Genomic DNA, 1,953 nt, shown 5'->3' with positions numbered 1-1,953 from the left:
ATCCGCATATCGCATGCCACACGGTCTACAGCGACAGGTGACCATCCGTCAGCAAAACGGCAGATCTACCACCCCAAAGAGCTGATGTCAGTACCTTGCGTAGGCGAACCGTAGCGGGGTGTTCTGGCCCGTGCGCGGGATCGACCGCCGGCCCCCGACGACGAGGAGACGCCTTGTGAAGACTCCGGTCAATCCCGACGTCACGGTCCGGGACAAGTCCGCCTGGGTCCGCTGGCTGCCCAACGCCTTGCCGGCCGCCGGCTACATCAAGCTGGACAATTCCTCCGACCAGCGGCTCGACGTGACCAAGATCACGAGCCCTGACTACGAGAAGATCACGATGTACCGGACCGTCATGGAGGGCGAGAGCTCGAAGATGGTCAAGTTGGACAAGGTCACCCTTTCCGCCAAGGGCTGGGATGTGTCCTTCGCCTCCCGCGCCGGAGCGGCTGTGTCGGCCGTCGCGCGAACCACGGCCCGCCGGGCGCCAGGTGGCTGGGCCACCCCCGGACCCCGCATCCGTCCGTTGCCGTCGGCGCGCGGTGCACACCCTGGGCCGCTGGGATTCCGTGTGTCGCACTCGCCCTCGCGGCCTTCGTCCGGACCCGTGTACTCCTTGGTCGGGGCATGGGATCGGGCAAAGGCCGCTTCGACGTCCGGACCATGGACCTGGGCAGGGGCTTTCGGCGGCGAGTTCGAGGCCGATGCCACGAAGTCCGGGCTACTATGCGGACTCGGAGACGGGTCGCTATACGCACCGCCGTACCAGTCCCGCTCGTCCAGTTCGTCCCACAGACCGCTCGGTATCGAAATGCTCAGACGCTCGACGTTCTGCCTGACCTGGTGGGGGTTGTCCGCTCCCACCACCACCGACTGGACACGCGGGTCGAGGAGCGGGTAACCCATCGCCGCGGTCGCAAGCGCGCCCCCGTGCGCGGCGCACACTTCGTCGCCCGAGCACGGAGGAATACGTCGTCCGGGCACCTCCCCGTAGTCGTACTTGGCCCTCGTGCTCGGCCTGTCGGCGAGCAGCCCGCTGTCGAACACCGCGGCCGCCACGATGGCCACGCCGAACTCGGTACAGGCGTCGAGTACGGCCGGAGACACGCTCTGGTCCAGGAGGGTGTACCGGTTGGCCACCATCAGGACGTCCGTGAGACCGCTCGCCGCGCTCTCGGGCATCGCGTCGACGCCGAGCGAACCGGTTCCGACGGCGCCTACCGCGCGCTCGTCCCGCAACTGCGCGAGGGCGTCCAGCGCTTCCTCGCCGCCTCCCGGGATCCCGGCCCGTTCGGGGTCGTGGACGTAGAGCACGTCGATCCGGTCCAGGCCGAAGCGGGTCAAGGAGTCCTCGAAGCCGTCCCGGACCCCGTCCCGGCCGTAGTCCACTCGGTGGAACCGCGCCGGCACGGCGAAACCCTGGTCATCCAGGGAGGCTCCGTCCCAGCCGGGTTATCCCTGAGCAGCCCGCCGACCTTGGTCGACACGACGACGTCGTCGCGTGACCTGCCCGCGAGAAACCTCCCGAGCCTGCGCTCGGAGAGCCCCAGACCGTAATGCGGAGCAGTGTCGAAATACCGCACCCCCGCGTCCCACCCGGCCTCAAGGAGGCACTGGGCTTCCTCGTCGGACCACGGACCGCAGATGTTGCCGATCGGGGCGCAGCCCAGTCCGAGGCCGGGGGAAACCCGCTGAGAGCATGTGCGGCTCCGGATGCACTCGTTGGCAGCCGGCTCCCGTCGGGTCCCCGGACGCCAGGGTGGCGGGGACTCTGCGGACTCCCCGCCACCCTGGCGTCTGGACCGCCGCGGAGTTCGCGATCTCTCGTCAGGATCACCGAGTCGGCTACCGTCACCAGTCTAGTGTCCTGCGCCCGAGATCCGTCGGCAGAATCGGGCGAGGGAATCGAGGATCTCGTCCGCGGTCTTGGTCCAGGTGAACGGTGTGGGGGCC

2 protein-coding genes and 1 pseudogene are annotated in these 1,953 nt (G+C 68.5%); 1 reads left to right on the top strand and 2 read right to left on the bottom strand.

Going from position 1 to position 1,953, the window contains the following annotated elements; all coding sequences use genetic code 11:
* Nucleotides 1-118: 118 nt before the first annotated feature.
* A pseudogene (locus ACZ34W_RS38600) lies at nucleotides 119-355 on the top strand (copper chaperone PCu(A)C); the annotation flags it as partial.
* On the opposite strand, the gene ACZ34W_RS38595 reads toward ACZ34W_RS38600, so the two are convergent.
* Both ACZ34W_RS38595 and ACZ34W_RS38590 read right to left on the bottom strand, forming a co-directional pair.
* Entirely contained in the window at nucleotides 325-1,389 is a 1,065-nt protein-coding gene (locus ACZ34W_RS38595) for an aldo/keto reductase (protein WP_465611163.1), read from the bottom strand. The pseudogene ACZ34W_RS38600 and the gene ACZ34W_RS38595 overlap by 31 nt on opposite strands.
* Nucleotides 1,341-1,670 (bottom strand): aldo/keto reductase, encoded by a 330-nt coding sequence (locus ACZ34W_RS38590; protein WP_465611165.1) that lies wholly within the window; start codon nucleotides 1,668-1,670, stop codon nucleotides 1,341-1,343. The genes ACZ34W_RS38595 and ACZ34W_RS38590 overlap by 49 nt, the downstream gene beginning before the upstream one ends.
* Between the last annotated feature and the right edge of the window lie 283 nt (nucleotides 1,671-1,953).

This window comes from Kitasatospora sp. NPDC022856 (assembly GCF_055561235.1).
This window is presented reverse-complemented; position numbering and strand designations above follow the sequence as displayed.